Origin of the sequence: Pseudomonas sp. MIACH (assembly GCF_001269925.1) — a bacterium.
Classification (GTDB): Bacteria; Pseudomonadota; Gammaproteobacteria; order Pseudomonadales; family Pseudomonadaceae; genus Aquipseudomonas.
On sequence record NZ_LHVO01000058.1, the window covers coordinates 182994 to 207145 of the forward strand.

A 24152-nucleotide genomic window follows, 5' to 3' on the forward strand; every position below is an offset into this window, starting at 1 on the left:
ATTAAGGTCGTTATGACTATTTCCCGTTATTCAGTGAACGCTGTGACGACTTTTGCCTTTACTTCATTAGTTGAAAAAACCACCACCAGACGTCAAGGAGCGACGTTGTCATGACCCGCTTTAAACCCCTGCCGGTGTTATTACTGGCCTTCGTCGCGTTTTATCTATTACCCCTGGGCCTGCATGGTTTGTGGATACCGGATGAAACCCGTTACGCCCAGATCAGCCAGGAGATGCTCCAAAGCGGCAACTGGGTGACACCGCACTTCATGGGTATCCGTTATTTCGAAAAACCGTCCGCCGGTTACTGGCTGATCGCCCTCGGCCAGGCGGTGTTTGGTCAGAACCTGTTCGGTGTACGCATCGCGTCGGCCCTGACCACCGGATTGAGCGTGCTGCTGGCGTACCTGATCGCCCGGCGCCTGTGGAACGACCCACGCAAGTCTTTCGCCTGCGCCCTGCTCTACCTGAGTTTTGGCCTGGTGGCCGGGCAAGCGGGGTACTCCAACCTCGATCCGCAATTCACCCTGTGGGTCAACCTGAGCCTGGTGGCGCTGTGGTTTGCCCTCGACAGCCGCACCCTGCGCAGCCGCCTGGGGGCCTGGGCCGTGTTGGGATTTGCCTGTGCCATGGGGTTCATGACCAAGGGTTTCCTGGCGTGGGCGCTGCCGGTGCTGATCGCCCTGCCCTATATGCTCTGGCAACGGCGACTGGGCGAGTTGCTGCGGTATGGCCCGCTGGCCATCGGCGTGGCCGTGCTGGTGTGCCTGCCCTGGGTGCTGGCGATCCACAACCAGGAACCGGACTTCTGGCGCTTCTTTTTCTGGAATGAGCACATCCGCCGCTTCAGCGCCGACGACGCCCAACACGTGCGGCCATGGTGGTTCTTCCTGCCGATCATGGCGGTGGCCTGCCTGCCGTGGAGCGGGTTGCTGCCCAACACCCTGCACCAGGCCTGGAAACAAAAACGCCAGCCGGCAATCGCCTTCCTGGCCCTGTGGTTGCTGCTGCCGCTGGGCTTGCTCAGCCTGAGCAACGGCAAACTGCCGACCTACATCATGCCGTGCCTGCTGCCCCTGGCGTTGCTGATGGGGCATACCTTGAGCGACCTGGTCAGCCAAGGCAAAACCCGTACTCTGCGCCTCAATGGCCTGTTCAACTTCGTCATCGGCATGGCCGCCATGATCAGCCTGATCTACCTGCAAATCGCCAGGCCGCTGTACAGCAACAGCCATGCAGAGATGTTCAGCCTGTCGCTGGCGTTTATCGTGCTGCTGGGCTGGATCCTCACCAACCTGTTGCAAAGCGTGCGCCCCCTGACGCTGTGGGCCATGCCGGCCCTGGGCATCGGCCTGCTGGTGGTGCTGCTGCCGTCGAGCATGCCGGCCTATATCGCTGATAACGAAATGCCCGACCAATTCGTGTTGGAGCATCTGGATGAGTTGCAGCACACCCATGCACTGCTGAGCAATGAACTGGGGAGCGCCAGCGCATTGTCCTGGCGCCTGCAACGCGCCGACGTGGCGCTGTATGACACCGAAGGCGAGTTGCGCTACGGCTTGCAATACGCCGGCTCGGTAAAACGCAAAGTGGAGCTGGAACAGGTTCAGGGCTGGCTCAAAGAGGCGCGCCAGCACGGCTCGGTCGGCGTGCTGCTGCGGGTCAACAGCACCAGTGAAATGCGCGAGGCCGGGCAATTGCCGCCCGGAGGTAAACGTTACTACAAGGGCTACCTCGAACTTATCCTCTACCCGCAGACGCCATGATGCCGGGTTATTTCAAGACCGAGCGCGGCGCCCTGCTGCTGTTGCTGGGCGTCTCGGCCCTGCTGCTGCTCACCGGCCTGGGCGCACGCGACCTGTGGGGCCCGGAAACCCGCTGGGCGAATATCGCCTTGCAGATGCTGCAGAGCGGTGACTATTTCGACCCGTACCTCAAGGGCGTGCCGTATTACGACAAACCCCTGCCCTCCTACTGGCTGATCACCGGCGCGGCCCACCTGATGGGGGGCCTTGGTCCCTGGTCGTTGCGCCTGCCGTCGGTGATCGGCGCGTGGTTGAGTGTGTGGCTGGTGTACCTGATCGGCGAACGCCTGTTCCGCAAGGGCACGGGGCTGATCGCAGGTTGGATGCTCGCCACCACGTTCTACTTCCTGTTCTGGGCTCGCGTGGCCACGGCGGATGTGCTCACCGTGTGCGGCGTGCTGGCAGCGGTCGCCTGGTATTGGCGCGGCCCCGACGACACACGGCTGTGGCGCTACACGGTGTTTTTCCTGCTGCTGGCCCTGACGTCGCTGTTGAAAGGCCTGATCGGCTTTGTGCTGCCCGGCCTGGTGCTGCTGCCGCACCTGCTCAGCGAGCAACGCTACAAGCGCCACCTCAACCTGCGCCTGGTGCTGGCCGTGCTGATCGCCGCAGCGGTGTATGCCGTGCCATTTGTGCTGTCGCACTACTACGGCGCACCGACCTATGGCGCGAGCGGCCTGGCGTTGGTGTTCCGGGAAAACGTGGTGCGGTTCTTCGACCCGTTCGACCATATGGGGCCGATCTACACCTACCTGATCTACCTGCCCGCCTACACCCTGCCCTGGACCCCGTGCTGGCTGCTCGGCCTATGGCTGGCGGTGCGGCACTGGCGCCATACCCCGCCGAATGTGCGCTGGCTGGTGTGGGGCCTGGGCCTATTGTTTGTGTTCTTCACCGCCAGCGGCAGCCGGCGCAGCTACTACGTGCTGCCGCTGGTGCCGTTTGCCCAGTTGCTGGCGGCGTGGTGGGTGAGTGAGCGCGTGTTGAAACAGCCCGCCAGCTGGCCGCGCTGGCAGAAGGGTTTGGGTATCGCGGCCGCACTCATGCTGTTGATCCTGGGCGTGGCCTATCCCTGGTCCAACAGCAATGGCGGCGTGACCCGCTTCGCCGACGATGTGCAAGCCCAAGCGCGCAAAACCGCGCCCTGGAATCAATGGCAAATGGTGCTGGTAGAGGTCGATAACAAACTGCCGATGTACCTGCAAAATGGCGGCAAGCCGTTCTACTACATCGCCGAAACCCAGGACTTCCCCCGCCAGGGCGACAGCGCCGCGCTGATGGCCTGGCTGGAAAAAACCAGCGGCCAGGCCTTCGACCCGCACCGTACGATCATCGTCGCGCAGTTTTCCAAGGATGATCCGACGCCGCTGGCCTATCTGGGTGCCGACCATCAGCGGATCACCACCCAGCCGGACAATGGCGAGCGGTTGTTTCACACGCGTGAAGAGGGCAGTGTGGCGTTTATCCCAGGGCCTGACTAAGGATCAGCATGGGCACGCGGCTTTTTCAGATCCGACGCCGACGACCAAGCTGCGGAATCACCGTCTGCGGCACGTCCACCCGTTGCACCTGCGCCACCGTGCGCACGGCCAGTTGGGCCAACGTCGGGTGGCTGAACACGCTGCGCGCGTCCACCTCAAGCCCGGCCTTGCGCATCCGTGCCACCAGGTTCACGGCCAGCAGGGAATGCCCGCCCAGTTCGAAGAAGTGGTCATGGCGCCCTACCCGTTCCAGCTTCAAGACCTCGGCCCAAATACCGGCCATCAATGTTTCCACTTCGCCGACCGGCGCTTCGTAGGCACGACTCACCACCGCCGCCAACCCCGGCTCCGGCAATGCCTTGCGGTCGAGTTTGCCGGCGGGGCTGAGGGGCAGCACCTCCAACTGCACGAAGGCTGCCGGCACCATGTATTCCGGCAACTGCTCCAGCACGTGAGTACGCAGGTCTTCCAGGCTCGGCGCCGGGCCGCGGAGGGTGAAGTACGCGAGCAGACGCTCATCGCGGATCAGCACCGCCACCTCACGCAACGCCGGATGCGCGAGCAGGCGCGATTCAATTTCGCCCAGCTCCAGGCGCACGCCGCGCAGTTTGACCTGAAAGTCGTTACGCCCCAGGAACTCCAGGTTGCCGTCGGGCAGATAACGCACCAGGTCGCCGGTACGGTACAGGCGATCACCGTCAACAAACGGGCTGTCGATAAAGCGCTCGGCCGTCATCTGTTGCAAGCCCAGATACCCACGGGCCACGCCGACACCGCCGATGTGCAACTGGCCGCTGACGCCCATGGGCACCGGCGCATCGTGTTCGTCCAGCACATACAGGCGCGTATTGTTGATCGCCCGGCCGATCGGCAGCTGCAAGGCGGGCACCGGCGCGCCCGGTTCCAGGGTCCAGGCGCTGCTGTCCACCGTGGCTTCGGTGGGGCCGTAGACGTTGTGCAGGCGCACCTTGGGCAAGCGCGCCTGCACGCCGCGGGCCAGGGCTTCGGTGAGTTCGCCGCCGCCGCACAGCACGTCGGTGAGGCTGGTGCACAGCGCGGACTCTGGCAGTTCGAGGAACTGCTGCAACATCGCCGGTACGAATTTGATCACGCTGATCTGCTGCTCGCGAATCACTTGCGCCAGGTAAGCCGGCTCGCGATGTCCATCAGGCCGTGCGAGAACCAGGCGCATACCGTTGACCAGCGGCCAGAACAGCTCCCAGACCGAGCCGTCGAAGCTGAACGGTGCCCGTTGCAACAGCGCACCGCCCTCGGCGTTGGGGCACAGTCGTGAGCCCCAGTGCATCAGGTTGCCCAGGCCGCGATGCTCGATCATCACGCCCTTGGGCGTGCCAGTGGAGCCGGAGGTGTACATCACATAGGCCAGGTTGGCGACGCTGAGCCCCGGCACCGATGGGTTGCCATCCGGCGCGTGGTGCCAGGCGCAGTGGTCAAAGTCGATCACCGGGATTGCCACTTCGCCCGGCAAGTCGCGGGTGGCCGCGTGCACCAACAGCGCGACGGGCTGGCTGTCGTGAAGCATGTACGCGAGGCGTTCGCGGGGGTAGCCGGGGTCCAACGGCACATAGGCGCCGCCGGCCTTGAGGATGGCCAGCAATCCCACCACCAGATCCAGGCCGCGCTCGACGCACAGCGCCACGCGCGCGTCCGGCTGCACGCCGCGCTCGCGCAGGTGGAAAGCGAGCTGGTTGGCGCGCGCGTTCAGCTCGCGATAGGTCAGTTGCAACGTGCCGGCCTGCACGGCTACACCATGGGGAATGCGCCGCGCCTGGGCTTCAAACAGGGCTTGGACGGTGAGGGTTGCGGGGTAGTCGGTTGCCGTGGCATTGAAGGTTTGCAGCAGGGTGTGCAGTTCCCTGGCAGGCAGCACCTGCACGTCACGCAACAGCATGTTCGGCGCGTCTTCCAGCGCATCCACCAGATTGACCAGGGTGGTTTCCAGGTAGTCCAACACCCGCTCGGCGCCGACCTTGCGCGGGACCTTGGCCTTGAGCTGAAAGGCGCTGGCGCTATCGTCCACGCTGATCATCAGCGGATAACTGAGGATGTCTTCGGCACTGACCAGGGCAATGCCCGGCACCAGGTTGAAGTCCCGCTCGGCATCGGTGTGCCGGTAGTTGAGCAGGCTGTTGAACAGCGGAGCCGCGCCGCTGCAACGTTGGGCCAAGGCCAGCGAAGCTTGCTCATGGGCGAGCAAGGCGCTGAGCCGCGCGTGGGTGTCGCGCAGCGCATCCACCACGTTGTGTCCGGCCAAATGCAGGCGCAACGGCAGGGTATTGATGAACATGCCCAGGGCGCGGTCGGCCCCCTCGCCCGCGTGCAAACGGCCGAGCAGGACGGTGCCGAATACCCCGTCATCGCGACCCGCCACACGGCTGAGGACCTGGGCCCAAGCCAGGTGAAACAGGCTGGCCGCACTGACGCCCAAGCCACGCGCCTGGGCACGCAAGCGCAGGTTGAGCGAAGCGTCCAGGCTGCGAGCGGCTTCTTCGGTGTCCGCACGGTTGGCCTGGCGCTCCTGCACGCCGAAGGCCAGGGTCGGTTCGTCGAGATCGCCCAACTGCTCGCGAAAGAACGCCTCGTGGGCGGCCTGGCGCGCCGGTGAACGAGACTGCGCCAGCGCATTTCGATAAGGCACCGGCGCCGGCAGTTGCGCCTGTTGGCCGAGCAGATGAGCGCGGATTTCCTGCATCAGAATCGTGGTCGACGTGGCGTCGTTCACCAGGTGATGAAAGCGCAGCCAGGCGACCCACCGCGTGGGCTCTTCGGCATATTCCAGCACCATCAACGGCGCCTGGCGCAAATCCAGCGGTGCTGCGCCCTCGCGCCAGGGTTGCACGGGCAGGCGTGCCTCGCGCCACACCACCTGCATCGGCTGCTCCAGCGCCTCCCAGGCCAGGCTGGTGCGCAGGATGTCGTGGCGGTCGATCACCTGTTGCAGGGCCTGGGCAAAGGCGTCCAGCTGCTCGCGCCGTTCAAAGCTGAACAGCGCCTCTTGCTGATACGGATCGTGGTCGTCGGTGAGGTGGTGGTAGAGCAAGCCTTCCTGCAACGGCGCCAGGGGGTAGATCTCCTGCACATTGGCCGCCCCTCCAGGAATGTCGGCAACGATGCGATCGATGCTGGCCTGATCCAGCTCGGCCAGGGCCAGCAGGTCCGGGGTGATATGACCGCATTGCGTCGGAACCCGATTGGCCGGCACGTCCACCTCGCTGCCCGTACTCACCGCCGCCAAGGCCGCCAACGTCGGCTGGCCGAACAGCACCTGCACATCCGCGTGCAAACCGGCCTGGCGCATGCGTTGCACCAGTTGCACCGCCAGCAGGGAGTGCCCGCCGAGTTCGAAGAAATGGTCGTGGCGCCCCACCTGCTGCACCTGCAACAGCTCGGCCCAGAGCTGCGCCAGGACGGTTTCCGCACCCGCTCGCGGCGCCTCGAACAGGCGAGTCACGAACGCCTCCTGGGTCGGCGCCGGCAGGGCCTTGCGGTCGAGCTTGCCGTTGGCGGTCAGGGGCCACGCCGGCAGTGGCATGAAGGCCGCTGGCAGCATGTAGTCGGGCAATGCGCTTTGCAGGTGCGCGCGCAGGGTGTCGATGGCCACGGCCTGGCGCGGAATAAACCAGGCGAGCAACTGCCCTTCACGAGACAGCACCACGGCTTCCTCAACGTCCGGGTGGGTGGTCAGGGCGGCTTCGATTTCGCCCAATTCGATGCGCACGCCACGGATTTTCACTTGGTCATCATTGCGGCCCAGGTATTCAAGATGGCCCGCGGGCAGCCAGCGCGCCAGGTCGCCGGTGCGGTACATGCGACCAGGCGCGAAGGGATCGTCGAGAAAGCGTTCGGCGCTCAGGTCCGGGCGGTTCAGGTAGCCGCGCGCCACGCCTTTGCCGCCGACGTACACCTCGCCCATCACCCCGATGGGCACCGGACGTTGCTGTGCATCCAACAGGTACACCGTGGCATTGGCGACGGGTGCGCCGATGTGCAAGGGCTGGCCCACGTCGACGCGGCCGGAGGTAGCCACCACCGTCGCCTCGGTTGGACCGTAGTTGTTGATCACCGTAAAGGTCTGCGCACGGGTGAAGCTGCGCAGGCGGTCGCCGCCGATCAGCAAGGTGTGCAGGGTCGGGTGTTGCAGGCCCTGGCTGAAGGCGTATTCGGCCACGGGGGTCGGCAGGAAACACACGTCCAACGGCTGCGCGCCCCACCAACCGAGCAGCGCATCAATATCCTCCGCGCCGTCATGGGCCGGCGGCAGGTGCAGGGTGGCGCCCACGCATAACGCCGGCCAGACTTCCCAGGCCATCGCGTCAAACCCAAACCCGGCGACGCTGGCGGTATGGCTGCCCGCATGCAGGTTGAAGGCCTGGCAGTGCCAGTCCACCAGGTTGGCGACGCTGTTGTGCTCGACCATCACGCCTTTGGGCAAACCGGTGGAGCCGGAGGTGTAAATCACGTAGGCGAGGTTCGACGGTTCGACCGTCACGCCGGGGTTGGTGCCAGACTGAACAGCCAGCCCGTCCAGCTCGATCACCGGTATCTGCAACGCCGGCAGGCGCGGCAACAAATCCCGCTGGGTCAACACCGCCACCGGCGCGCTGTCTTGCAGCAGATAGTTCACGCGCTCGGCGGGATGCGCCGGGTCGATCGGTACATAGCAGGCGCCGGACTTGAGAATCCCCAGCAGCCCTGCCAGGGTCTCCAGCCCGCGCCGGGCCAGGATCGCTACGCGATCATCCGGGCGCACCCCGTGCTCGATCAGTTGATGGGCCAGGGCATTGGCTTGCTGGTTGAGCTGGGCGTAAGTCAGTTGGCGCTGCTGGTAAATCGCGGCGACGGCATCCGGTGTGCGTGCGGCCTGGGCTTCGATCCGCGCGTGCAGGGTGTGCGGCTGCGCGTTGGCCTGGGCGGTGGCGTTCCACTGTTGCAGTTGGGCCTGCTCAGCCGGCGTGACCAGGGAAAACTCGCCGACCTGCAACCCGGTGTTATCCAGGCCCTGCTCCAGCAACCCGGTCAACCGCTGCGCCAACGCGCGCACTTCGTCGTGCTGGAAGTACGCCTCGTTGTACACACAATGCAGGCACGCGGTGCCCTGCTGACGGTTGCTGCGCAGGTGGATCGCCAGCGGCAGCGGTTCATGGTGATTGGACACCTTGATCGCGCGGGCCTGGGTGGCGCCGTAGCGCAATTCATGGTCGTCCTGCTCGAAGGATACCGACACGTCGAACAACTGGCCGCGATCCGCACGGTGCAAACCCAGTTCGCGGTTCATCTCACTCAAGGGGAACCGCTGGTGGCGCATATCCTGCTTGAGTTGGTCGCGCACCCCGCGCACCAGTGCACTGAACGGCAACGCCTCATCGAACTGCAAATGCACGGCGCTGACCTGGGCAAACTGGCCCACGGTGGCGCGAAACCGCGCGCTGGAGCGGTTCAGAATCGGCAGCCCCACTGCCCAATCCTGACGCTGGGCGGTGCGGGTGAAATACACATACAGCGCCGCCAGCAGCACATGAAATGCCGAGGCCTGGTAACGCTGCGCCAGTTGCTCCATGCGACTGAGCAAGGTGCTGGGAAAACCTTGCACCAGGCTGTTGCTGACGGCGTTGGCGGTGGGCCGGGGCGTGAACAGCGGCTCCGGCAGCACCGGGTACTTGTCCAGCCAGTAGGCGCGGTCACGAGCGAAGCGCGCCGAGGCGTGGTAGCGCTGGTCGGCGTCGATGAATTCAACATAGGACGGTGCCGGCGGCGCGGCTGGCCGGCCTTGTTCCAGCGCGGTGTACAGGTGCGCCAGGGATTGCAGCATCTGGCCAAAGCCCCAACCGTCGAGGATCACGTGATGGGCCTGGGTGCCGAGGCGGTAGTGGTTGTCGTCGAGCTTGACCAGGAAGAAGCGGAACAGCGGCGCGCCTTCCAACTGATAAGGCCGCGCCATGTGCGCCTGCATCAAGGCCAGGCTCGCGGCCTCGGGGTCGGGCAGCGCGCAGAAATCGTGCTGGTCCACTTGCGGCAACCCTGCAGGGACGAAGGTCTGTCGAGGCAAGCCGTTGTCGTCACTGTGCAACTGGGTGCGCAGCGCATCGTGCCTGGCCACCAACTGCTCGACGGCGCGCTGGATCAGCTCGGGCACCACCGGGCCTTCGAAGTCGACGTAACCGCCGATGTTATACAGCGGCGAATCGCCTGCCCGCAGTTGGTCGAGCCAGATGTCCTGTTGAGCGGCGGTGAGCGGGAAGCTGGCCGGCGGGCTTGGAAAATGCTGCATAAGATCCTTCTCATGGGTGTCAGGCACTGGCCGCGCTGGGAGCCCCATTACGGCGAAATTGCCGGATTTGAGCATGGGGGTCGGGGGCTGTCTGTCACCCTAAACCCGGACATCCAAATGGATGGATGCAGGTTGGCTGAAGGTTCACCGCTGAAACGATTAAAGCGCTGTAGGAAATTGGCTACATCTGCTCGCTGCGGGTTTGTCAGCAACCGCCTCGATATGGACTATTTTGTTTAATTATCAATGAGTTAATAAAAATTAAAGATGACTCATCGCTTTTCGTCCCGGTAATTTCCTCTCAGAAACGTCGAATTAATGACGTTGTTTTTATGGCAGGTTGTGTCCCACGTTTCCGCTACATACGTAGGATAAATCCCCTGGCCAAATGAAATCTTGAGTGCCGAGTCTCGTTCATGAAGAACGGATCGCCCCCCCCCAGAGGCCCAGGGAGTTCGTTGACGGTTTTCGACATCAAGGATGAGATGGCTATGAGTTTGAAACGCAGCATGGGTAACACGCCAGGCCCGAATTTCTACGCCGAAATGGGCGAGCTGATTGCACACAGCGGCCATGAGGACTTCGCCGCCCATATGTTGCACCTGGTCAGCAAATGGGTGCCGATCCACCTGGTCGACCTCAGTGAATGGACCCTCGACGAGCCGCGCGACCGCGTGCTCGATATCAAGCTGCTCGGCAGTGCCGGCCAGAAGCATGACTTGCTGCCACCCCTGGCCTTGCGGCCGCCGGATGACCACCCGCTGCTGCGGGAAATGCTCGGGATGCAAGACCCGCTGCTGATCCAGATGAACGCCAAACCCAATAGCGCCCACCCTCGAGGGACTTCGCACCAGTGCAACCTGGTGTCACGCCAGGGCAATCGGCGCTGTGTGATTTCATGCTACCGGCCGCCGACCCAGCGCGGTTTTTCCTTGGCCGAATTGTCGTTTCTCAAGTGCCTGTCGGACACCCTGTTGCCACTGATCGAACGCCACGCGCAACTGCTGCGCCAGGCACCGCATGCCGAGGCGGAGCCGGCCCAGACACTGCTTGAACAATCACGCTTGCAGCGCGAGTTCTACAAGCGCCTGTCCCTCGGCGACATCACCCTGTCGGCGCGCGAGCAGGAAGTGTGCCTCGGCCTGCTGACCGGCGGCACCGTGCCGCAAATCGCGGAAAAACTCAGCGTGAAAAACAGCTCCATCGAAACCTACCTCAAGCGCGCCGCCGCCAAGCTGGGCGTGAGTGGTCGGCATGGCCTGGCTAAATGGATGGTGGGCGCCTGATGAACACACGCACACTCACCAGCATCGGTATGGCCTGCATGCTCGGGGGCTGCTCGCTGATCCCCGAGTACCAGCGGCCCGAGGCGCCAATGCCGGCGCAATACCCAAAGGGCGGGGTCTACGGCCTGGCACAAGCCGGCAGCAGCAGCGACTCATCGGACTGGCAGCAGTTGTTCCACGATCCTGCGCTGCAACAGTTGATCCGCGATGCCCTGATCAATAACCGCGATCTGCGGGTGGCTGCGCTGAACGTCGAGGCGTTCCAGGCGCAGTACCGCATCCAGCGTGCCGACCTGTTTCCGGCGGTCTCGGCCACGGGTGCCGGCAAGCGCCAGAAGCTGCCGGGGGATGTCACCGGCACCGGTCAATCTGCGATCACGTCCAACTACTCCGCCACCTTGGGACTCAGCGCGTATGAGCTGGACCTGTTCGGCCGCGTGCGCAGCCTCAGCGAACAGGCAATGCTCACCTACCTCGCGACTGAAGAGGCACGACGCAGCGCGCAACTGAGCCTGGTAGCCAACGTCGCCAATGCCTACCTGACCTGGCGCGCCGACCAGGAACTGCTGGCCCTGGCCCAACAGACACTGGCCGCCAACGACCACAGCCTGCACCTGACCAGCCGCAGCAAAACCGCCGGTAAAGCTTCCGCACTGGACGTGGTGCAAGCACGCACCAGCGTCGAAAGCACCCGCGCCAGCGTGGCCCGCTACGCACGCCAGGTGGCCCAGGACCTCAACAACCTGGCCCTGCTGGTGGGCGCCCCGGTGGATCAAAGCCTGCCAGCGCGCCCATTGGCTGACGACCTGGTGGCGCGGCTACCGGCCGGCTTACCATCGGCCCTGTTGCAACGCCGCCCGGATATCCTCCAGGCCGAATATCAACTGCGCGCCGCCAACGCCAACATCGGCGCGGCGCGCGCGGCGTTTTTCCCGTCAGTCAGCCTCACCGCCAACGCCGGCAGCACCAGCACCGAACTGTCGGGGCTGTTCAAGGGAGGCTCGGGCACCTGGACCTTCCAGCCGCAAATCAATCTGCCGATCTTCAACGCCGGCAGCCTGCGCGCCAGCCTGGACTACGCCAAACTGCAAAAAGACATCAGCGTGGCCCAGTACGAAAAATCCATCCAGACCGCCTTCCAGGAAGTCGCCGACGGCCTGGCCGCCCGCCAGACTTTTACCGACCAGCTCAACGCACAACGGGACTTCGTCGCAGCCAACCAGGCGTATTACGACCTGGCCCAACACCGCTATCGCAGCGGGGTGGACAGCAACCTCACATTCCTTGATGCGCAGCGCTCGCTGTTCAGTGCGCAACAGGGGCTGATCGTGGACCGGCTGGCGCAGCTGGTGGCGGAGGTGAACCTGTATACGGCGCTGGGTGGGGCGTGGGCGCAAATGCCGGCGCTGGCATCGTGGTAGCCCGCCTGCTGCTTCTGTGGCGAATGAGGTGAGGCCCTTATCTCAGTGCAATCCGGGTTTTCATCGGACCGCTCTTACGCAACTTTCGGGTTGCGTCTGACGAACCTCGCCGCGAAGTCTTGACTCTTGCATAGACAATTTCAGGCGACCGCATTCTTGTGGCGAGCGGGCTTGTCCCGCGTTGGGCTGCGCAGCAGCGCCAAAACCAGGCGCAGAGGCGCGCCTGATAAACCGCATTCGTCTTGATCAGGGGCGCTTCGCACCCCAACGCGGGGCAAGCCCGCTCGCCACAGAGGCGGTGGGACCTCCCACACTGGATCTTCACCAGCCGAGTAAATACGCTGACGTTACCAACGTCCCATCGCCAGACTGAACGGCGAGAACTCCGCGAACTGCCAGCGCAAGGCCAACGCCGCCGGGCGGCGGACCACGTGTTCCACGGTCACCGTCCATAACCGCTGCGCGCCCTCGACGCGGGCGACTTCAGGCCCGTCGAGGATCAGCGCGGTTCGCCCGGCGATCTGCAGCACATCCCCCGAGTCAAAGTCGATAAACAACAGCCCCGCCACCGGGTTGGCCGCCAGGTTACCCAGGGTGTTGAAAAACAGGTTGCCGGCAAAGTCCGGGATGGTCAGCACGTCGCCCTCCACGCGCACAAAGCCGGTGTTGCCGCCTCGATGGGAGACGTCCACCGAGCGTTCACCGTCGACATCCACGTAGCTGGCGACGAAGAACGTGTCGGCGTTGCGGATCAGCGCTTGGGCGCAGGCGTCCAGGCCGTCCATACGCTCGACCTGAGTGCCGGGTTTACGTGCAACCCCATCGACCGGCCGCAGCTGGATGTATTTGGGGCAATTGCCGTAGCTCTGCACCACGTCGACCGATAAGCCATCGTGATCGAGCACGCCGACACGGCCGTTCATACGGTTACGACGCCGGGTGTTCAGGTCGATGCCGAGCAGGCCCACTGCGGCGCCCTTGTGCAAGGCCGCCCGCGCCGGGTCGCTGGCAGACGGCAGGCTGTCAATCTGCAAAGTATAAGGATCGGGAGAATGGGCAAACCCCGGCGCGCCTTCGACCATCGTCGCCCAAGGAATCCCCTGCTCATCCACCACACCGAGCATCAGGTACGGCAACAAGGGATAGAAATCCCGATGCTGCTCCGGCAGGTGATCGCGTATCACCTTGGGGCCGACCACCGCCATGCGCTCGGCCACGCCGACCGCTGCTTGTAACTGCCGTTCGCCGGCATGCCAGGGGGATTGTTCGATGGGGTTCATGGTGATCACCTCAAGTTGAATGCCCTGATGCGGCGCCGATCACTGGAATTAACAGGTTTTACAATCCAACATTTCACCGGGTGAAACAATCACTCGCCAAACAATTCGACGATCAGCGTAAACAGCGTGGTTTTCACTGCACTGTCCAACTCGGTCCAGGCCAATCCCGTGCTGGCCTGGAACGCTCCCAACGCCAACGGCCGCGACACGCAATTGGCCGGCAATGCCCGCGCGGCCTGCTGCGGCAAGACGCCGACGCCCAACCCGGCGCAGACCAGCGCGAGCATGGTGGTGAACTCGCCCAGTTCGGACGCGATCTGCAGGGGGATGCCGACAGCCTGGATAAATTCGTCGTAGAACCCCGGCGCATACCGCCGCGCGAGGATGTACACCGGCACATCGAGCAGGTCGCCGGGTTGGATCGAATCCCGTGCGGCCAATGGATGATCCATCGGCAAGGCCACGCAGAATGGCTCACGCAACACCACGCGGGTCTGCACCCCAGGATAGGCGGCGGGCAGACGCATCAAGCCGAAATCCAGGCGACCATTTTTCAACGCGGCGGCTTGATCGGGGCCGGGCATGTCCTTGAGTTCCAGCTCGATACGCGGGTAGCGCTGATGCACCGTGCGGATCAACTCGGGCAACAGTTGCGGCAATACCGACGACACAAAGCCCAGGCGCACCCGGCCGATTTCCCCCCGGTTGGAGGCTCGCGCCGCCTCCGCCGCCCGCGCGGCCTGGTGCAGGGTCGCCTGGGCTTCGGGCAGGAACACTCGACCGGCATCGGTCAAGGTCACCGAATGGCGATTGCGGTCCAGCAGGCGTACGCCCAGGCCACTTTCGAGCAGCTTGATCTGCATGCTCAGCGCCGGTTGCACAATCGACAACTGCGCCGCCGCCCGGCCGAAATGCAGCTCCTGGGCCAGTACCACAAAGGCGCGCAAGTGCTTGAGTTCCATCCAGCCTCCACGGTTATCACGGATATTGATCAGCCGATCATAAATGAACATTGGACCTTCGCCCTACACCGGAGTGAAGTTAAGCCCATCAGCCAAGGTTTTGATTATCACAAGCGCGCCCGGAGAAATATGCCCATGCAAAGCGTTCTAGACACCTTTCGCCTCGATGGCCGGCTGACACTGGTCACCGGCTCCAGTGCCGGTATCGGCCTGGCCATCGCCCGAGGCCTGGCCCAGGCCGGTGCACGGGTGGTGCTCAACGGGCGTAACCGCAGCACCTTGCGCGACGCCGCCGCCCTGCTGACCCTCGAAGGCCTGGAGGTGCACACCGAGGCGTTCGATGTGACCGACAGCGCGGCGATCCAGGCCGGCGTGGCCGCTATCGAGGAACGCCTCGGGCCCTTGGACATCCTGGTCAACAACGCCGGCATGCAGCGCCGTGGGCCGCTGGAAGACTACAGCGAGCAGCACTGGCGCGAACTGATCAGCACCAACCTCGACAGCGCCTTCCTGGTCGGCCAGGCCGTGGCGCGCGCGATGATCCCGCGCAAGCGGGGGCGCATCATCAATATCTGTTCGGTGCAAAGTGAATTGGGCCGCCCGGGCATCGCGCCGTATGCGGCGAGCAAGGGCGCGCTGAAGATGTTGACCAAGGGCATGGCCATCGACTGGGGCCCGCACGGGCTGACGGTCAACGGTATCGGCCCCGGCTACTTCAAGACCGAGTTGAACGCCAACCTGGTGGCCAACCCCGAATTCAGCGACTGGCTGGTGCAGCGCACGCCGAGCCGCCGCTGGGGCGACGTCGCCGAGTTGGCCGGTGCGGCGGTGTTCCTCGCCAGCGATGCCGCGAGTTTCGTCAACGGTCATATCCTCTATGTCGACGGTGGCATCACCGCGTCGCTGTAACCCTGGAGAACCTTATGCACGCCATTGTCTGCCACGCCTCAAAAGACCTGCGGGTCAGCCCCCAGGACGAACCCCACAGCCTGGGCCCCGAGCAACTGCGCGTGCGCATCGCCCGCGGCGGTATCTGCGGCTCGGACTTGCACTATTACCAGCACGGCGGCTTCGGCACTGTGCGCCTGCGCGAGCCGATGGTGCTCGGCCATGAAGTGTCGGCAGTGATCGACGCGGTGGGCTCGGACGCTGGCCGGTTCAGGGTCGGCCAGCGCATTGCCGTATCGCCGTCGCGTCCCTGCGGCGCTTGCCGCTATTGCCATCAAGGCCTGCCCAACCACTGCCTGGACATGCGTTTCTACGGCAGCGCGATGCCCTTCCCGCATATCCAGGGCGCGTTTCGCCAGAGCCTGGTGATCGAGACGCATCAGGCACATGTGCTGGCTGATCACGTCAGCCTCGCCGAAGGTGCATTGGCCGAGCCGTTGTCGGTGGGGTTGCATGCGATCCAACGGGCCGGCGCAGTGTTCGGCAAGCGTGTGCTGGTGACCGGTTGCGGTCCCATCGGCAACCTGCTGATCGGCAGCCTGCGCGCCGCCGGTGCCGCTGAAATCGTCGCGGTGGACCTGTCCGCCAGCGCCCTGGCCTGCGCGGAAAAAATGGGCGCCACGCGCACCCACAACATCGCCGACGGCATCGACGCGCTCAAGCGCTACACCGCCGAGAAGGGTTACTTCGAGGTGATGTTCGAAGTCTCCGGCAGCGCCCAGGCCCTGCGTAACGGCCTGGACTGCATCGCCCCGCGCGGCGTGCTGGTCACTGTCGGCTTGGGCGGCGAGGTGTCACTGCCGCTGAACCTGCTGGTCAGCCGCGAGATCGACCTGCGCGGCACCTTCCGCTTCCACAGCGAGTTTGCCCAGGCGGTGGACTTGCTCAATCGCCAGGTCATCGACGTGCGCCCGGTGATCTCCCACACGGTGCCGTTCGAGCAGGCGGTGCAGGCGTTTGAATTGGCGGCGGACAAGACTCAGGCGATGAAGGTGGTGCTGGATTTTGGCGTGGTGGACGTGGAGTAAGGCCTACCCGCTTTCGGTCAGATACCCCCCCTCGACCTCAAGTGCGCGAATCCTAAGGTAATCTGCGGCGATCACCTTAGGATCGACATGAACCAGATACACCGTCCCCGGTTGACTGAACACGTCCTGCGTCGCACCAATTTGTTGTCCATTCTCGACGTAGAAAACTGCATCGAAGAAAGACTCAAGTTTGAGCAGCTCTTTCAAAAATAGATCCTTATCGAAACAGCCATTTGAACGGTTGATCAGGCAGACATTATAGGTATGCTGCAACAGTGGAGAGTCGGCCTCCCTTGCCAGCAATTGTGCAAAAAACTCCGGCTCGGCGATGGATAAAGCCACAGCTTCAATCTGCCCCAGACCGGTGGTTTGCCTGGATACACCGGGACGCAGAATACCGTCGGTTCGCGCAGCAACTTCTACCAGTTTCGGCCCCTCTGCGGTGAACATGACTTCTGCATGACTGGGGCCGTTGCGAATACCCAGACACCGCACCACTGCCCGAGTGTAATCCACCAGCAGCGGGTAAACCGATGAGTCAGGTCCGATCAACTCATCGATGTCATAGAGTACGCCGCCCTCTTTTGTGCGCTGTTTTTGGTACCTCACGACCTCGGTAACGAGCTGTTGACCATTGAGTGAAACCATATTCACCACATATTCCGTCCCCGCCAGGTACTCCTGAATCAGCACCTGCGTATTAGGCAGGTTCAACTTATTCGTTGCTCCCAACAGCTTGCCCACCGCAGTCTCGCAGGCCTGCCTGTCCGCGCAGATAAACACACCGTCGGCGCCTGCGCTGTCGAGGGGTTTTACCACAAGAGGAAAGTGCCCATGGTCTTTGATCCAGCCGTCGGCCAACGCCCAACTGCCTGCAACGAACTGTCGGGGTGCGGGCAACTGAGCCTGGGCAACACATTGAATCATGTCGTACTTGTTTCGGCGGGCATTGGTCTTGTCGAAGTCATTACGATAGGGCAGTTGCAGTCGTTCGTTTAACAGGTCAGCCAGAAGCACACCGGTTTCGGCACCGGCGATGATGAAGTCAGGCTTGAAGCATTCGACGCCCGCCAAGGTAGTCGTCATAGAGCCATTGACAATCATCTGCTCATAAATCGAATGATCGAAGCCCTTGTAGTAGTAACTGTCCAAGGCTCCCGTTGACGCAACATGCATGAGCACACAACCCTTTTCACTCAACCGCTTCGCCACAAATTTTCCCGAAGAGAAACCATCAACCACGACCACTCTAATCATGTTGCCTCCTTCCTGATTGCATACATCGCCCGACCCGAAAGCAACAACACAATGACGCTGACCGCCACCACACTGGCCATGGAAAACTCCACTCTGGTATCCAGGTATTGGAGTAACAGTACAAAGACAGGAAGTGTCAGCAAAACCAGGGAGACATGGATGGGTGTGAGGTAGTAGATGGTTTTCTGAATCAGGTAAATCGGCAACAAATGCCCGATCACAACCAAGACCACCATCGGCAGAATCAATTCGCGGTCAAGCGAAAAACTCACCTCGGAAGCAGGAATTGCGATGACGCAGGCACCAATCATCGCCACGCTCCTGACAGCCAGTATTTCATGGACAGACCAATGGCGAGCGAACATCTCCTTGGAGAAAACCGTGTAAATGACGGTACCCAACGCGCAAACCATGACGCTGCCAATACCCAACAGTCGCTCCTCCACGGTAGTAGCGACCACACCGCTGTCACCGGCAAATGAATTGAACAACATGATCCCTACCGACGTGAGCACCAGACATGAAACCAGCGTATCTGCGAAGGCAACCTCAGCACCGCGTTTATTCAGCAGCGAGATAATCAAAGTGAAGGCTGGGCCGCATGCTACTGAGGCGACTCCGACCACTGCTGGCTCTAAATAACGCAACGCATAAAACAGGCCTCCCCAGTTGAGTAGAACTGCAATATTGACGACAAAGACAAATGGCCAACAGGATCTAAACTTTGAAACCAAAGAACCTGCATCGCGATACAGTGCGCACACGATAAAAAACACTGCCGACGTTGCAAAACAATAAAAAACAACGATCAGCGTATTGATCGATTGCGTGACATAAGCGACATACACATCGAATGCTGCACTAAGCAAGCAAAACACCAAGCCAATTATTACGCCCACCCTAAGCATATCTATCAACCGAAAAAAAAATACTGACCTATGAAATCACGTTCACACCTTCGTCTCTAACCACTATTTTCATAATGGTTTTCACATCAATACCCGTTTGTTCTTTAACCTTTTCAGCGCCATTATTCCCCACCTTTTCAACGGCACAAATAACGTCCACTAATTCGCCACCAGCACCTTTCACTGCATTGACCAGCGCAATCACTGCACCACCAGTACTCAACGTATCATCAATAATAGTTACGCGATCACCAGCATTAACACCATTAAGATACATATCTCCTTGAAAATACTCCGATTGCACATTAACCACCTGCTCATTGATATCCCCCAGACTGTAGGAATACCATCTAGCCATTGCCATAGGAATACCTGTAAGCAAAGAGACCGCCGTAGCAAGCGCAGCACCTTTATCTTCTTCAGTTACAATTTTTGAAACATTAAAATCCATGAGCCTAACAATTTTTTGAGCCACCTCCATTAATACCTCCGGCCTTAATGCCGGAATTTGATCAGTAAACTCGTTTACGGTAGTCAATGCTGTACCAGAGTTCACAACTCTGGCATTCCTATAAACCTCTTCAAGTAACATCATTCACCTCACTGTATTCTGGATAAACACCATCCCAGCGACTTGCGTACTTCCATGAACTATCAAAAAACAAGGTGACTATATTTTTTTTGTGGAATGCTCGTGCAAACTCATCGCAGACCAGCAAGTTCGCACCACAGGTCGGGCCAATTGGGATTTTTTCTTCGTCAATAAAGAGCTTCATTCGAGCCCATGCGTCTGAGCCTTCAATCACTCGGACCTCATCAACGAGTTCAGAGATTGTATTAGCTGACAAGACTCCGGCACCGAGCCCCATTAAATTATGAGGGCGATGTTCAAAAGCCAAGTGATGCCTTTCTGCAAACAATGGAGCAGAATTATTGACTTCAACCCCTACGGTTCTAATTTCGCTGTACTCTCGTTTCAAGACCTCAGCAATACCAGAAAACGTTCCACCCGTGCCTATCGAACAAACAAAAAAATCAGGAACTACGCCGTGTACCTTCAGGTCCCGTACTATTTCTTCACCACAGACTTTCCAACTTTGCCTGTTCAATAAATTGCTGGACTGATCCAGAAAATAACTTTCTCTCGCCGAGTTCTCCGCTTGATAACGTTTGGCTCGGAGTACGGCTTCTGATAAAAACCCTTCTCTTGGCGTTTCAACTATTTCAGCCCCATAAGAGCGTATTTGAACTTTCCGTTCCTCAGTCATACCTTCCGGCATAAAGATTTTCACCTTATAGCCTTTTAGCCTTCCGATCCACGCAAGTGCTGCCCCACCATTCCCGGTAGAACAATCTATCAAGGTCATGCCCGGCCAAATGACGCCGACCTCTTCCAATCGGCTAACAATATTTAGATAAGTCCTGTCCTTGTGACTTCCTGAGGGATTCAAAAACTCACACTTAGAAAAAACCTTATTTCCATTTATAGAGAGTGTTTTCAATTCTACCAGTGGCGTACTGCCAATATCTGCGAGCTCCATTCTGAAGCCCCCCTATCCTCGACATAGAATAATTGAACGCTAACAGATTACTTCCCAGACAAATAGCTAGCCGAACGGATAGGTAGTTTCAAGCTCGAAGTAGCGACCTGAGTGTAGGATTTTTCTGCAAACCATCCCTGCAATAACTAACGTATACAAAAAAACAATCAAGCACGCCCACCAGTGACTTGCAGTCTCTGTTTATCAGCGATCGGGCCGGTCGCGCGGTTTCTCAAATGGCGCGCAGTATCGCTTTAACATTGCCCGCAACAAGCTCGAGTGCAATCTCGAACCGTCGCGGCCGCACATCTTCGATGAAGATTCGATTGCTAAGGGTTGCAACACCTGAGGCTCAGACTCGCTCTTGCAAGCGCTCACGCAAAAACCGGTGGCTCCTGGAAAACAACCGCCGATAGGTCAACAACACCGCCCCCACCGTGCCCAACGCCGACGACGCGGCAATCAGGAACATGATCACGATCTGATACCGCACCGCGTCCACCGGGCTTTCCCCCGCCAGCACCTGGCCGGTCATCATGCCGGGCAGGCTGACGATGCCGACCACGGTCATCTGGTTCAGCGTCGGGATCATCCCCGCGCGTACCGCCTGGCGGATCGCTTCCTGCGCCGCCTCCCAGCGTGAGCCGCCGAGGGCCAGGATCATCTCGATGGTGTTGCGCCCCGAGGTCAGTTCCTGGGTCATGCGCTCAATCCCTAAGGACACACCGGTCAGGGTGTTGCCGAGGATCATGCCGAGGATCGGGATCGCGTACTGCGGCTCGTACCACGGATGGATGCGGATCACCGCAAACAAGCCCACTGCCGTCACCAGCCACGAACTGCCCCACACCGACAGGATGCTGTCGACCCTTTGCCCACGGTACGTGCGGCGCCCACGCCCCGCCGCCGACAGCCCGGCGATCAGGGTCATTGCGCACATCAACGGCAGTACCACATACCAGTAGGCGAACTCAAACACCCAGCCCAGCAGGTAACCGATGGCCAACAGTTGCACCACGGTACGCACCGCCGCCCACAGCAACTGGCGGCCCAGGCCCAGGCGCAGCAGCAGGGAGAGCGCACCGTTGATCAGAATCAGCGAAGCGGCGATGCCCATGTCCAGGGCGGTGAGGTTTTGATAGTTCATGGCTGGACCGCCTTGCTCAACACCCCGGCACTCATGTGCAAGTGGATGTCGCTCATGCGCCGCGCCTGATCGAGGTCATGGGACACCCAGATATAGGCGCGGGCGTTATCACCGGCAAACCAGGCGCTGATCAACGCTTCCACATCGCCGGATGAGGTGGGGTCGAGGGCGGCGGTGGGCTCGTCCAGCAGCAACACCTCGGGATTGAGTTGCAGGGTGCGGATCAGCGAGACCACCTGGGCCTCGCCACCCGACAGGTCCAACGCGTTCTTGGTCAAAAAATCCGCCGCCTTACCGGCATGCCCCAGCAAAGTGGTCACCGCTTCCGGGTCGAAGCGACGCTGGCGCAGGGTCTTGAGACTGAAGGGAAAACGCAGGTTGTCCTCCACCGTGCCTTCGAGCAGCGCCGGGCGTTGGGACAGGTAGCTGATATGGCTGCGGTAGTGCGGAATCTGCGCATCGACAATCGGCTGGCTATTCCACAGCACCTGCCCGCTGGTGGGGGCGTCCAGCAACGCCAATGCGCGCAGCAACACACTTTTGCCAGAGCCGGAGGAACCGGTGATCGACACCCGGTCGGCGCGGTTCAAGGTGAAACTCGTGGGTTGGAGCAACAGCACCTGGCGGCGCTCGTCCATGCGCGTGAGGGCGCGGGTTTCTATCAATGCGCTCATGGACGCGGTGTTCCTCTTAAAACCTGTTGGGCGCAATGGTGCGGCAGACGCGGGAAGTTTTCATGAAAAATTTCAAACTATTGCCACCACTGCCGGGCTTGATCGCCGCGCACCAGAAAATCCTGGATACCCGCAAGGATAAATACCCGCTGAACACCGTAATTCAAAATGTGAGGGTGTGCCCTCACTCCGGCCAGCGAGGTTAACGGGGCGCCTAAGATCCAAATCAAAAACAGAGCAACAGCCACGGCTCGCGATACGACTGAGGTTGTCTGCGCCGTCTACACTGCTGTGTAGCAGCCAACGGTAACCACGATGCGAAGCGAGCCGCTCTTGATCTTGCTTTAGATCTTGATCTCAGGCGCCCCGTTAAACCACGCTGGCCGGAATTCGATAGTGATTTGGGGGGTAAACCGGCAGGGATGCCGGTTTAGCCGCCCCGCGCCATGGATGGCGCGTGGCGGCGGCCCCCCACATCACTGTCGGATTACGGGCACACCGAGCCTAGGCGAGGTGCCGAGTGGTGGGGCGAAGCGTTTTTGGTTACTTTTGGCGCTCTTCCAAAAGTGACCCGCTGTAAGAGCGGAACCCTAAGTAGCCGTTACCGCAGCAACGGATATGTACCCGGTCCAATCCAAAAAAATGGTCGGCCCAGAGGCCGCCATCGGGAGCAAGCCCCCTCCCACACTTGACCCCATGCAAACCAAAAAAAGAGTACGGCTTCGATCCCAAGCCCGATTTGCAATCAAACGCCGCAGTGCCTATATTTCCCGCCTGGCGCTCTCTACGCCACCTTCCGCGGAAAGGGCTGCGCCCAAGACAGTGAAGCTCTACCTCATTTCTACGACTCCCAACCTTAAAGCGGAAAAGGTTTGTGCAAGGAGATCGTATGTCGCAACGCCCTGTATCCTCCAACACCGATGGCCGTCTCAACCTTGAGCAACAGCGCAAGCGCGCCAAGGAACTGTTGCGCCAGCTGAAAGCCCATGACCCCAGCGCCACCCTGTCCCAGGCTCAGTGGGAGATCGCCAAGCAACTGGGTTTCAGCAGTTGGCCCAAGCTCAAGGCCCATGTCGACGCCATTGACTTCGCCGCCCGCCATCCCGACTTTGCCGCCAGCGACGAAGCACGCACCACCCATTGGCGCTGCGGCAATGACATTGCCCATAGCCTTCAGATTGCCGGGTTCAAGGGCCAATTCCACATGCTGAGCGACCCGCTGTGCATGGGCCCGGTGCGCGACGTGCCCGCCGCAGAATTCCGCGCCCTGCGCAGCGCGTTCATCAGCCAGGCCTTTGCCATGCCCTTAGCGGACGTCACGCGCCGCGTCGACGATGAATACGCTCAGCTCCACACCTTGGCCAGTGCCGAGCACAGCGTGCTGTGGTGCGAGGCGGATGCCTATGACCAGTTGTTCCTGATCCGCGCACTGGCCGGCCTTGAACAGGCGCCGCCCAAGCTGGAGCTGATCGAGGTGGATCGCATTCCCGGCGTCGAGCGTTTTATCGGCATCGGCCAACTGGCGCCCGATGTATTGGCGTGGCTCTGGCCCCAGCGGCGGTTGATCGGTGACGATGCCGTGCAGTTGGCCAAACAGGCGTGGTCGGCCTATTGCGACAGCTCACCGACCCGGCTGGCCGAGCTTGCCCATGGCAAACACCCGGCCCTGCCCTTGCTGGCCCCGGCGCTGTTGCGTCAATTACAGGAGTTGCCGGGAACACGCGATGGCCTGTCGCTGACCGAACGCCTGGCCCTGACCTACCTCGCCGACGCCGGGCCGCTGCCATTTGGCCGTGTGTTCGCCGAGCTGATGGCGAGTCGCGACCCGCTGCCGTTCCTGGGGGACATGATGTTTCATGCGTTGTTGCGGCCGTTGATCGATGGCGAGCAGCCATTGCTGACGGAAACCGAGACGCATCTGGATTGGCCCCGCCGCCCGCTGTCGCTGACCCCCTTGGGCCATAGCGTGCTCAACGGACAGGCGTACTGGCTCGACCATGCCAGCCACGAACGCTGGGTGGGCGGAACGTGCATCAGGCCCGGCCAACCGCACTGGATGATTGATGAGGCCCTGCGCCCCCAGTACAGAACACCGTAAAAAAACAGCCCGCCGTGCATCACCCAC

General features: G+C 61.3%; 17 protein-coding genes and 1 pseudogene. 9 read left to right on the forward strand and 9 right to left on the reverse strand.

The window, feature by feature from the left end; genetic code table 11:
* Nucleotides 1–110: 110 nt before the first annotated feature.
* Both arnT and AD670_RS25185 read left to right on the forward strand, forming a co-directional pair.
* Nucleotides 111–1766 (forward strand): lipid IV(A) 4-amino-4-deoxy-L-arabinosyltransferase, encoded by a 1656-nt coding sequence (arnT, locus tag AD670_RS25180; protein WP_053138722.1) that lies wholly within the window; start codon nucleotides 111–113, stop codon nucleotides 1764–1766.
* On the forward strand, nucleotides 1766–3286 hold the full coding sequence (locus AD670_RS25185) for a glycosyltransferase family 39 protein (RefSeq protein ID WP_053138725.1): 1521 nt from the start codon (nucleotides 1766–1768) through the stop codon (nucleotides 3284–3286). Before arnT ends, AD670_RS25185 begins: the two co-directional genes overlap by 1 nt.
* 25 nt (nucleotides 3287–3311) lie before the next feature.
* Here the strand turns inward: AD670_RS25185 and AD670_RS25190 are convergent, their stop codons facing one another.
* Nucleotides 3312–9575 (reverse strand): non-ribosomal peptide synthetase, encoded by a 6264-nt coding sequence (locus AD670_RS25190; protein WP_053138728.1) that lies wholly within the window; start codon nucleotides 9573–9575, stop codon nucleotides 3312–3314.
* Between the two features lie 491 nt (nucleotides 9576–10066).
* Between AD670_RS25190 and AD670_RS25195 the strand changes: the two genes are divergently transcribed.
* Nucleotides 10067–10861 carry a helix-turn-helix transcriptional regulator gene (locus AD670_RS25195; protein ID WP_053138731.1) on the forward strand — a complete coding sequence of 265 codons (795 nt, stop codon included), beginning with the start codon at nucleotides 10067–10069 and terminating at the stop codon, nucleotides 10859–10861.
* Complete coding sequence (adeC, locus tag AD670_RS25200; RefSeq protein WP_053138883.1) at nucleotides 10861–12282, forward strand: AdeC/AdeK/OprM family multidrug efflux complex outer membrane factor; 1422 nt, start codon at nucleotides 10861–10863, stop codon at nucleotides 12280–12282. The genes AD670_RS25195 and adeC overlap by 1 nt, the downstream gene beginning before the upstream one ends.
* 347 nt (nucleotides 12283–12629) lie before the next feature.
* Here adeC and AD670_RS25205 read toward each other — a convergent pair whose 3' ends face one another.
* Both AD670_RS25205 and AD670_RS25210 read right to left on the reverse strand, forming a co-directional pair.
* Nucleotides 12630–13562, reverse strand: a complete 933-nt coding sequence (locus AD670_RS25205; protein WP_053138734.1) for a pyridoxamine 5'-phosphate oxidase family protein — start codon at nucleotides 13560–13562, stop codon at nucleotides 12630–12632.
* An 89-nt stretch (nucleotides 13563–13651) separates the two neighbouring features.
* Nucleotides 13652–14524, reverse strand: coding sequence for a LysR family transcriptional regulator (locus AD670_RS25210; RefSeq protein ID WP_053138884.1), 873 nt, complete (start codon nucleotides 14522–14524; stop codon nucleotides 13652–13654).
* A gap of 135 nt (nucleotides 14525–14659) precedes the next feature.
* Between AD670_RS25210 and AD670_RS25215 the strand changes: the two genes are divergently transcribed.
* On the forward strand, nucleotides 14660–15433 hold the full coding sequence (locus AD670_RS25215; RefSeq protein ID WP_053138737.1) for a glucose 1-dehydrogenase: 774 nt from the start codon (nucleotides 14660–14662) through the stop codon (nucleotides 15431–15433).
* A gap of 14 nt (nucleotides 15434–15447) precedes the next feature.
* Entirely contained in the window at nucleotides 15448–16500 is a 1053-nt protein-coding gene (locus tag AD670_RS25220; RefSeq protein WP_053138740.1) for an L-idonate 5-dehydrogenase, read from the forward strand.
* 3 nt (nucleotides 16501–16503) lie between these two features.
* On the opposite strand, the gene AD670_RS25225 is transcribed toward AD670_RS25220, so the two are convergent.
* The 4 genes from AD670_RS25225 to AD670_RS31215 are packed head-to-tail and all read right to left on the reverse strand — an operon-like array spanning nucleotide 16504 to nucleotide 20206.
* On the reverse strand, nucleotides 16504–17757 hold the full coding sequence (locus tag AD670_RS25225; protein ID WP_053138743.1) for an ATP-grasp domain-containing protein: 1254 nt from the start codon (nucleotides 17755–17757) through the stop codon (nucleotides 16504–16506).
* Nucleotides 17754–18635 carry an EamA family transporter gene (locus tag AD670_RS25230; RefSeq protein ID WP_256243950.1) on the reverse strand — a complete coding sequence of 294 codons (882 nt, stop codon included), beginning with the start codon at nucleotides 18633–18635 and terminating at the stop codon, nucleotides 17754–17756. The genes AD670_RS25225 and AD670_RS25230 overlap by 4 nt, the downstream gene beginning before the upstream one ends.
* 58 nt (nucleotides 18636–18693) lie before the next feature.
* Nucleotides 18694–19260 (reverse strand): phosphoribosyltransferase family protein, encoded by a 567-nt coding sequence (locus tag AD670_RS25235; protein ID WP_053138749.1) that lies wholly within the window; start codon nucleotides 19258–19260, stop codon nucleotides 18694–18696.
* Nucleotides 19247–20206, reverse strand: a complete 960-nt coding sequence (locus AD670_RS31215) for a cysteine synthase family protein (RefSeq protein WP_082341046.1) — start codon at nucleotides 20204–20206, stop codon at nucleotides 19247–19249. The genes AD670_RS25235 and AD670_RS31215 overlap by 14 nt, the downstream gene beginning before the upstream one ends.
* A 253-nt stretch (nucleotides 20207–20459) precedes the next feature.
* On the opposite strand from AD670_RS31215, the pseudogene AD670_RS31545 reads away from it, so the two are divergent.
* Nucleotides 20460–20555 (forward strand): annotated as a pseudogene (locus tag AD670_RS31545) (hypothetical protein); the annotation flags it as partial.
* A 3-nt stretch (nucleotides 20556–20558) separates the two neighbouring features.
* On the opposite strand, the gene fetB reads toward AD670_RS31545, so the two are convergent.
* Nucleotides 20559–21353: an iron export ABC transporter permease subunit FetB gene (gene fetB / locus AD670_RS25240; RefSeq protein ID WP_053138752.1), complete on the reverse strand. Its 795-nt coding sequence runs from the start codon at nucleotides 21351–21353 to the stop codon at nucleotides 20559–20561.
* Nucleotides 21350–22027, reverse strand: coding sequence for an ATP-binding cassette domain-containing protein (locus AD670_RS25245; protein ID WP_053138755.1), 678 nt, complete (start codon nucleotides 22025–22027; stop codon nucleotides 21350–21352). Before AD670_RS25245 ends, fetB begins: the two co-directional genes overlap by 4 nt.
* 62 nt (nucleotides 22028–22089) lie before the next feature.
* On the opposite strand from AD670_RS25245, the gene AD670_RS31550 reads away from it, so the two are divergent.
* On the forward strand, nucleotides 22090–22233 hold the full coding sequence (locus AD670_RS31550; protein WP_156338306.1) for a hypothetical protein: 144 nt from the start codon (nucleotides 22090–22092) through the stop codon (nucleotides 22231–22233).
* A gap of 683 nt (nucleotides 22234–22916) precedes the next feature.
* Complete coding sequence (locus AD670_RS25250; protein ID WP_053138758.1) at nucleotides 22917–24125, forward strand: DUF1835 domain-containing protein; 1209 nt, start codon at nucleotides 22917–22919, stop codon at nucleotides 24123–24125.
* The last annotated feature ends 27 nt before the right edge of the window (nucleotides 24126–24152 follow it).

What these genes read in the sequence shown, in the direction of transcription:
- AD670_RS25250 (WP_053138758.1), top strand. Translation starts at nt 22,917, where the DNA reads ATGTCGCAACGCCCTGTATCCTCCAACACCGATGGCCGTCTCAACCTT.
- adeC (WP_053138883.1), top strand. Translation starts at nt 10,861, where the DNA reads ATGAACACACGCACACTCACCAGCATCGGTATGGCCTGCATGCTCGGG.
- AD670_RS25225 (WP_053138743.1), bottom strand. Translation starts at nt 17,757, where the DNA reads ATGATTAGAGTGGTCGTGGTTGATGGTTTCTCTTCGGGAAAATTTGTG.
- AD670_RS25235 (WP_053138749.1), bottom strand. Translation starts at nt 19,260, where the DNA reads ATGATGTTACTTGAAGAGGTTTATAGGAATGCCAGAGTTGTGAACTCT.
- AD670_RS25245 (WP_053138755.1), bottom strand. Translation starts at nt 22,027, where the DNA reads ATGAGCGCATTGATAGAAACCCGCGCCCTCACGCGCATGGACGAGCGC.
- AD670_RS25210 (WP_053138884.1), bottom strand. Translation starts at nt 14,524, where the DNA reads ATGGAACTCAAGCACTTGCGCGCCTTTGTGGTACTGGCCCAGGAGCTG.
- AD670_RS25185 (WP_053138725.1), top strand. Translation starts at nt 1,766, where the DNA reads ATGCCGGGTTATTTCAAGACCGAGCGCGGCGCCCTGCTGCTGTTGCTG.
- AD670_RS25205 (WP_053138734.1), bottom strand. Translation starts at nt 13,562, where the DNA reads ATGAACCCCATCGAACAATCCCCCTGGCATGCCGGCGAACGGCAGTTA.
- AD670_RS31550 (WP_156338306.1), top strand. Translation starts at nt 22,090, where the DNA reads ATGAAAAATTTCAAACTATTGCCACCACTGCCGGGCTTGATCGCCGCG.
- AD670_RS25215 (WP_053138737.1), top strand. Translation starts at nt 14,660, where the DNA reads ATGCAAAGCGTTCTAGACACCTTTCGCCTCGATGGCCGGCTGACACTG.
- AD670_RS25195 (WP_053138731.1), top strand. Translation starts at nt 10,067, where the DNA reads ATGAGTTTGAAACGCAGCATGGGTAACACGCCAGGCCCGAATTTCTAC.
- AD670_RS25220 (WP_053138740.1), top strand. Translation starts at nt 15,448, where the DNA reads ATGCACGCCATTGTCTGCCACGCCTCAAAAGACCTGCGGGTCAGCCCC.
- fetB (WP_053138752.1), bottom strand. Translation starts at nt 21,353, where the DNA reads ATGAACTATCAAAACCTCACCGCCCTGGACATGGGCATCGCCGCTTCG.
- AD670_RS25190 (WP_053138728.1), bottom strand. Translation starts at nt 9,575, where the DNA reads ATGCAGCATTTTCCAAGCCCGCCGGCCAGCTTCCCGCTCACCGCCGCT.
- arnT (WP_053138722.1), top strand. Translation starts at nt 111, where the DNA reads ATGACCCGCTTTAAACCCCTGCCGGTGTTATTACTGGCCTTCGTCGCG.
- AD670_RS31215 (WP_082341046.1), bottom strand. Translation starts at nt 20,206, where the DNA reads ATGGAGCTCGCAGATATTGGCAGTACGCCACTGGTAGAATTGAAAACA.